We start from the raw sequence: 5,924 nt of genomic DNA on the forward strand, positions 1-5,924 counted from the left end.
GCGGGTCGCGGGATCGGTGCTCGCGCCCCGCGAGGCCACCGATCTCGCGGCCGGTGACACCGCTGCCCCCGCAGTGCTCGCGAGCCTGTCCGCCGCGGAGATCACGCTGATCCGCGCCATCCTGGTGGACGCCGGAATCATCGGAGCCACCACGCGATTCGTGTACGTCGGGCTCGACGAGCCGGACAAGGCGGAGGTGCTCGCGCACGCCGAGCGCAGCGCGCCGCCACCGGAACGGCGGGCGCGGGTGCTGTTGCTGGACATCTCCTCCGGCGGCTCCCGCGATGTGCTGGTGTCGCTGACCGCGCGCGAGATCCGCGCCGACACGCCCCTCGATCCGGCCCAGGGGCAGGTCCCCATCCTGGAGGAGGAGTTCGCGGCGGTCGGCACCGTGCTCGCCGAGAACGAAACCTGGTGTGCCGCACTGCGCGCCCGCGGCGTGGACCCGGCCGCCACCGTGTGCGTGCCGCTCTCGGCTGGGCACTACGACCTTCCCGGTGAGGAGGGCAGACGCATCATCCGCGTGTTCGCCTTCCGGCAGGACCATCCGCAGGATCACCCGTGGGCGCATCCGGTGGACGGATTGTGCGCCTACGTCGACATCATCACCGGAGAACTGCTGAAGCTGATCGACCACCGCGTCTTCGACGTGCCCGCGGAGCACGGCAACTTCCAGGATCCGGAACTGGCGCTGCCGGGTTTCGAGACCCTGCGGCCCATCGAGATCACCCAGCCCGACGGGCCCAGCTTCGTCGTCGACGGCGACCACATCGCGTGGGCGAACTGGCGGCTGCGCATCGGATTCGACGCCCGCGAGGGACTGATCCTGCGGCAGTTGAGCTTCCGCGACGGCGACCGCGACCGGCCGGTCCTCTACCGGGCATCCATCGCGGAAATGGTGGTGCCCTACGCCGATCCGCAGCCCAACCGCTTCTGGCAGAACTACTTCGACACCGGCGAATACCTGTTCGGCCGCTTCACCAACTCCCTGCGGCTGGGCTGTGACTGCCTCGGCGAGATCCACTACTTCGATGCCGTGCTCAGCGACGAACTCGGCATGCCGCGCACCATCGAGAACGCCATCTGCCTGCACGAGGAGGACTACGGGACGCTGTGGAAGCACACCGACCTGTTCACCGGGGTCAGCGAGGTGCGCAGGCAGCGTCGGCTGGTGATCAGCTTCTTCACCACCGTCGGCAACTACGACTACGGGTTCTACTGGTACCTCTACCTCGACGGCACCATCGAATGCGAGGCCAAGCTGACCGGGGTCGCGTTCAGCGCCGCCTACCCGCCGGAGGGCTCGCCGTATCAGAGTGAGGTCGCGCCGGGGCTCGGATTGCCCTACCACCAGCATCTTTTCAGTGCGCGGCTGGATATGACCGTGGACGGCGTCGCCAATGCGGTGGACGAGGTCGAGGTACGGCGGGTCCCCATGGGACCGGACAATCCGTACGGAAACGCGTTCGGCTCCACGACCACCCGGCTCGTCAGCGAGGCGGGCGCGGCCCGCGACGCCGATGCCGCCGCCGGGCGGGTGTGGCACGTGGTCAGCACCGAACACACCAACCGGATGGGCGCACCCACCGGATACGCCCTGTACCCGCGTCAGCAGCCGAACCTGCTGGCCGATCCGGCCTCCTCGATCGCCGCCCGCGCCGCCTTCACCACCCACCAGCTGTGGATCACCCGGTACGCGCCCGAAGAGCGCTATCCCGCAGGCGATCTGGTGAACCAGCATCCGGGCGGCGCGGGCCTGCCCGCCTACCAGGCGGCCGACCGCGGTATCGACGGCGAGGACATCGTGCTCTGGCACACCTTCGGCCTCACCCACTTCCCCCGCCTGGAGGACTGGCCGGTCATGCCCGTCGACTACGCCGGCTTCACCCTCAAACCGTTCGGCTTCTTCGACCGCAACCCCGCCCTCGGCGTCCCCGAAACCCGTACCTCCCACTGCTGCCACCCGAAACATCCGTGACGGCAGGCAGTTCGACGACCGCGGTCGCGGTGCGGGGCAGGGCCGCGACCATGGTCACCGGGCGGTGCGGTGCGGTGCTGGCGGTGGGGTCGGCCGTGCCGCACGCGGCACTGACCTCCGGCCACGACTGCGCGCCGACACCCTTGTTCGCGCTGCTGAACGTGCTCACCCTCGGGTGTCTGCTGTGCGCCTGGCATCTGTGGACGCGTCCGACGACCCGCGTCTGGGTGGCAGGGGCCGCTATGAATGCCGCGATGCTGACCGGGCACCTGGTGATGACGCGGACCGAGCACGCCGCCGGGCCACCCGCGCTGCTGGCGTGGGCGGTGGCGGGTTCCGCGGTGGAATCGGCCGTCACGATCGCGGCGTTGTGGGCGTCCCGGACCCGCTCGCTTCCTCCGGCGGGCGGCTGTCGCTGGTGGCGTGGAAAAAGACTGTGTCTCAACAGAATCGATGCCGTTGCCGAGCCGTGTCCGAAACCCGCCCGATCAGTGGGATCGTGATCGAGGGGCCCGCAGGTTCGAGACAGCCCGGTTCGTTTGCCGGGATTGCGGTGATTCGGATCACACCGTTTCGTTGATCACGGAAGCACAAGTCTCTAACCTGGAATGAGGCGCCCACGGCGACTCGGAGGATAGCCATGAGTGACAGGCCCGCACAGGGTAAAGCCGTATTGGGTAAAGGCACGCGCGTCACCGGGAAATCCCGCGATCGCTTGCAATCCCAGTTGAAGAAGCAGTACGAGGCCGGAGCCAGTATCCGGTCCCTGGCACGGGAAACCGGGCGGTCGTACGGCTTCATCCACAACGTGCTGGTGGAGTCGCATGTGCAACTCCGCAGCCGGGGTGGCGCGAACCGCCGCAAGGCCGCCAAGGCCGGCAAATAGCGTCATCCCGCTCCGGGAACGGAACGTGAGGTCCCGACCGGCGAAAGTCGGTCGCGGACTTGCGATCACGGACGGATCGCGATGGCGCGTGCCTAGGGGATCACGGTCCCGTCGCCGAGTACCAGCAGGTTTGCGAGGCTCTGGAACATCGGCAGACCGGTCTTGATCTCCAGGTAGGCGAACTGCCCCTGTGGGTTGACCTCCAGGAAGTAGAACTCGCCGTCGATGCCCACCCGCAGGTCCAGCACGCCGAAAGCCAGTCCCAGCGCGCCCATCAGCGTGGTGAGCGACTTGCTCACCGAGGCGGGCAGGCGATCGGCGGTGAAGGCCACCGAGGTGTCCAGGCGCGAATCCACCCGTCCCACACCGGATTGCGAATCGATGCGCACCACCCACTCGATGCCGTCCACCCAGACGATCCGCAGATCGCTCTCGGCGCGGATGTAGTCCTGGAAGATGGTGGGGGAGTTGCGGATCGTGGCCAGTCGGTCGAAGTCCGCCGGGGCGAACAGGCGGGTCTCGGTGAACGCGCCCCGACCCGTGCCCGTCCGCTTGTAAACCACTGGGCCGGGCCGGGATTCGATGAACGCCCGCGCCTCGTCGGGATCATTGGTGACCAGGGTCTCCGGGACCGCGAACCCCGCGCGATAGGCCGTCTCCAACTGCACGATCTTGCGCGAGGCGGTGCGGTCCGCACCCGGATCGTTGACCCACAGCGCGGGCACCGACCAGAGCAGGCCCTGCAGGAAGCCATCGCATTCGGCCCGCCGATAGGTGTCGTCCTCGTCACTCAGACCGGTCGGGACTTCACACGGGTGCGGCCGCCGCCACCACACCGAGGTGACATCGTCGAGCCCGAAGATGTGCGACAGGCTCCGGTAGGAGCCGTCGGCGCCGAGCCGGAAAGTCCCGTTCTCGCGCGGGAAGTCGCGCATGTCGAGGCGAATCGGGTTGTGCCCGTGGTGTTTGCGCAGGGTGGCGGCCAGGGCATCGCCGTGCAGGTCCTCGGCCTCGGTGACGATAAGCACCGAACCCATTGTGCGGGCGGGCATGTGCGCCCCCGTCAGTCCAGGCTGTCGCAGGCTATGCCGTCGTCGCTGCCGCGATGGGATCGGGTCTGACAGCAGGTCATGGTGGCCCCGCCGACCCCGGGACGCGTGGTCAGTTCCAGTCCGCGGGCCCAGATTTCGGTCTCGCGGAGCAGTTGGTCGTCGCCACGCGCCGGGCTCTGTTCCGGAGCCAGGGTGAGTGGACGATCGGTGACCTCCACGCGGCGGCGGCGCGTGAAATCGGCAGTGGCGCCGGACCGTACGTGCACCAGCACCGGCCGGCCCTCACAGCCGACCTGTGCCGCCGCAGTGTCCCACCGGGTGATGTCGAGGACATCGGTCCGGTGGAAGGTCCAGGTGCCGTCACCGACCCGCACGCTGATACTTCGCTCGGTGGCTGCGACAAGGTAGCCAGGTAGCGGTGGCGAGGTGCTGACGGCGGCGGTCGATCCGGTTCGGTGCAGGGCGCCGGTCATGCGGAACTCCGATCTGCTCGGGATTTGCTGCGGGGCCGAGCGTGATCTGAATCATATCCCCCAACGCCCCGGAATCGGTCCGCAACGAAAGATTTCCGCCACCCCGGCAAACTCCGCCGGGGTTTCGGAAACCGCTCCCGCTGAAAGATTTTCGCTGATTAAACGAGGTGCCCTCGGCGCGAGAGCATTCGTTCAGAGACCCAGCACTTGCGGAGACTCGGCAATGGCCCGCAGCGCCGCACCGGGATCCGCAACCAGTTTGCGGGCCTGCAAGTCGAGAATGCCGGTCACCACATCGATCTGCGCCGATACCGTCCCGTCGATCTTCACGATCTGCTGCCGCATCCGGAAAGTCTTACCGCCCGGCCATTCGAATACGCAGGTCACACGCACTTCGTCGCCCAAATGCAGCTCCCGCTGGTACTTCACGGTCTGCTCCAGCACCACCGGCCCGATCCCCGCCGCCACCATCTTCTCGCCCGCCAGCCCGCTCACCCGCAACAACTCCCACCGCGCATGCTCCGCATACTGCAGATACACCGCCTGATTCAGATGCCCGTTGATATCGAGCTCGTAGCCGCGCACGGTGACGGGAACAGAGAAGACCATGGAGCCGTCAACCCGTATCTGTGCGCCGATCATTCCGTATTTCCAGTGGTCTGTGGCACACCAGCCCGCGACTCCGGGGCTACCGGGCGGTCTGAAATAAGGCAATTGACCGATTAGTAGGTTGCCGCGACCGCGGCGACCCCGCGGCGGACCGCGGATTCGCCGGTGTCGGTGCGGTTTTCATGATCGTTCGTCACGCGTTGCGGCTCAGGCGCGGTTGGCTTCGCGCTCGGCGCGCCACATCGGCACATCGGTGAAGTAGTTGTCGAAGTCCTCCTGAGCGGCTTCGAACTCGGTGGGGGTGACCGTGCCCGTCGCGAGGCGCTCGAGGAAGCGGAAGTAGCCGTGGCGCTCCACGCCGGGCATGAGGGCGATGAGGATGCGGGCGGAGCTGTCGGGGGAGGCGCCGAAGGCGTGCGGCATGAACTTCGGCACGACGATGGTGCCGCCCGCGCCGACGGTGAGGATCTTGTCTCCGGCCAGCACCTGCAGTTCGCCGTCTGCGACGTAGAACAGCTCGTCGGAGAGCGTGTGGTAGTGCGGCACCGCGCCGTCCGCGCCGCGGGCCATGGTGACCTCGACCGTGCTGACCGACCCGCCCGCCTCGTTGGAGTCGATGAGCAGGCGCACGGAAGTGGTCTCGTTACCGATGATCTCGGCGTCCTGCGCCTGGCGGACGGCGGCGGGACGGGTGGTGGCGGGACGGGCAGTGGCGTTCATGGAAAGCTCCGAACTATTCGGTGGTTGATAATTCGCTACCGAACTATATGGCATCGAATAGAGTGTTGTCCATGGGTGACAAGACAATCGATCCGGTGGATCTGATCCGCGAGCAGTGGCGGCGCGAGCGGCCGGACCTGAACGGCGAGGCCATGGCGGTGCTCAGCCGCCTCGGCAGGCTCCTGGTAGCGGCCACGGCCAAGATC

General features: G+C 67.5%; 7 protein-coding genes. 3 read left to right on the forward strand and 4 right to left on the reverse strand.

Annotated elements, in window-relative coordinates:
- Positions 1–73 precede the first annotated feature (73 nt).
- The 3 genes from ACWELQ_RS35685 (at position 74) to ACWELQ_RS35695 (ending at position 2,864) form a co-directional block, all read left to right on the forward strand.
- Positions 74–1,978, forward strand: a complete 1,905-nt coding sequence (locus tag ACWELQ_RS35685; protein ID WP_452401428.1) for a primary-amine oxidase — start codon at positions 74–76, stop codon at positions 1,976–1,978.
- A complete protein-coding gene (locus ACWELQ_RS35690) occupies positions 1,975–2,481 on the forward strand; it encodes a hypothetical protein (protein WP_452401424.1) in 507 nt (168 codons plus the stop codon). The genes ACWELQ_RS35685 and ACWELQ_RS35690 overlap by 4 nt, the downstream gene beginning before the upstream one ends.
- A gap of 137 nt (positions 2,482–2,618) precedes the next feature.
- The gene (locus tag ACWELQ_RS35695; RefSeq protein WP_033087059.1) at positions 2,619–2,864 is read left to right on the forward strand and encodes a helix-turn-helix domain-containing protein; all 246 of its coding nucleotides are present in this window, start codon (positions 2,619–2,621) and stop codon (positions 2,862–2,864) included.
- 92 nt (positions 2,865–2,956) lie between these two features.
- On the opposite strand, the gene ACWELQ_RS35700 is transcribed toward ACWELQ_RS35695, so the two are convergent.
- The 4 genes from ACWELQ_RS35700 to ACWELQ_RS35715 form a co-directional block, all read right to left on the reverse strand.
- Positions 2,957–3,901 (reverse strand): MvdC/MvdD family ATP grasp protein, encoded by a 945-nt coding sequence (locus ACWELQ_RS35700; RefSeq protein ID WP_452401429.1) that lies wholly within the window; start codon positions 3,899–3,901, stop codon positions 2,957–2,959.
- A gap of 26 nt (positions 3,902–3,927) precedes the next feature.
- Positions 3,928–4,389 carry a hypothetical protein gene (locus ACWELQ_RS35705; protein WP_452401425.1) on the reverse strand — a complete coding sequence of 154 codons (462 nt, stop codon included), beginning with the start codon at positions 4,387–4,389 and terminating at the stop codon, positions 3,928–3,930.
- A gap of 192 nt (positions 4,390–4,581) precedes the next feature.
- The gene (locus tag ACWELQ_RS35710; RefSeq protein ID WP_452401426.1) at positions 4,582–4,998 is read right to left on the reverse strand and encodes an acyl-CoA thioesterase; all 417 of its coding nucleotides are present in this window, start codon (positions 4,996–4,998) and stop codon (positions 4,582–4,584) included.
- A gap of 207 nt (positions 4,999–5,205) precedes the next feature.
- Positions 5,206–5,718: a cupin domain-containing protein gene (locus tag ACWELQ_RS35715; RefSeq protein ID WP_452401427.1), complete on the reverse strand. Its 513-nt coding sequence runs from the start codon at positions 5,716–5,718 to the stop codon at positions 5,206–5,208.
- Between the last annotated feature and the right edge of the window lie 206 nt (positions 5,719–5,924).

The sequence above is a fragment of the Nocardia sp. NPDC004722 genome, assembly GCF_053601505.1.

Coding starts and splice junctions, on each gene's coding strand:
- ACWELQ_RS35695 (WP_033087059.1), top strand. CDS start 2,619: ATGAGTGACAGGCCCGCACAGGGTAAAGCCGTATTGGGTAAAGGCACG.
- ACWELQ_RS35700 (WP_452401429.1), bottom strand. CDS start 3,901: ATGGGTTCGGTGCTTATCGTCACCGAGGCCGAGGACCTGCACGGCGAT.
- ACWELQ_RS35705 (WP_452401425.1), bottom strand. CDS start 4,389: ATGACCGGCGCCCTGCACCGAACCGGATCGACCGCCGCCGTCAGCACC.
- ACWELQ_RS35710 (WP_452401426.1), bottom strand. CDS start 4,998: ATGGTCTTCTCTGTTCCCGTCACCGTGCGCGGCTACGAGCTCGATATC.
- ACWELQ_RS35715 (WP_452401427.1), bottom strand. CDS start 5,718: ATGAACGCCACTGCCCGTCCCGCCACCACCCGTCCCGCCGCCGTCCGC.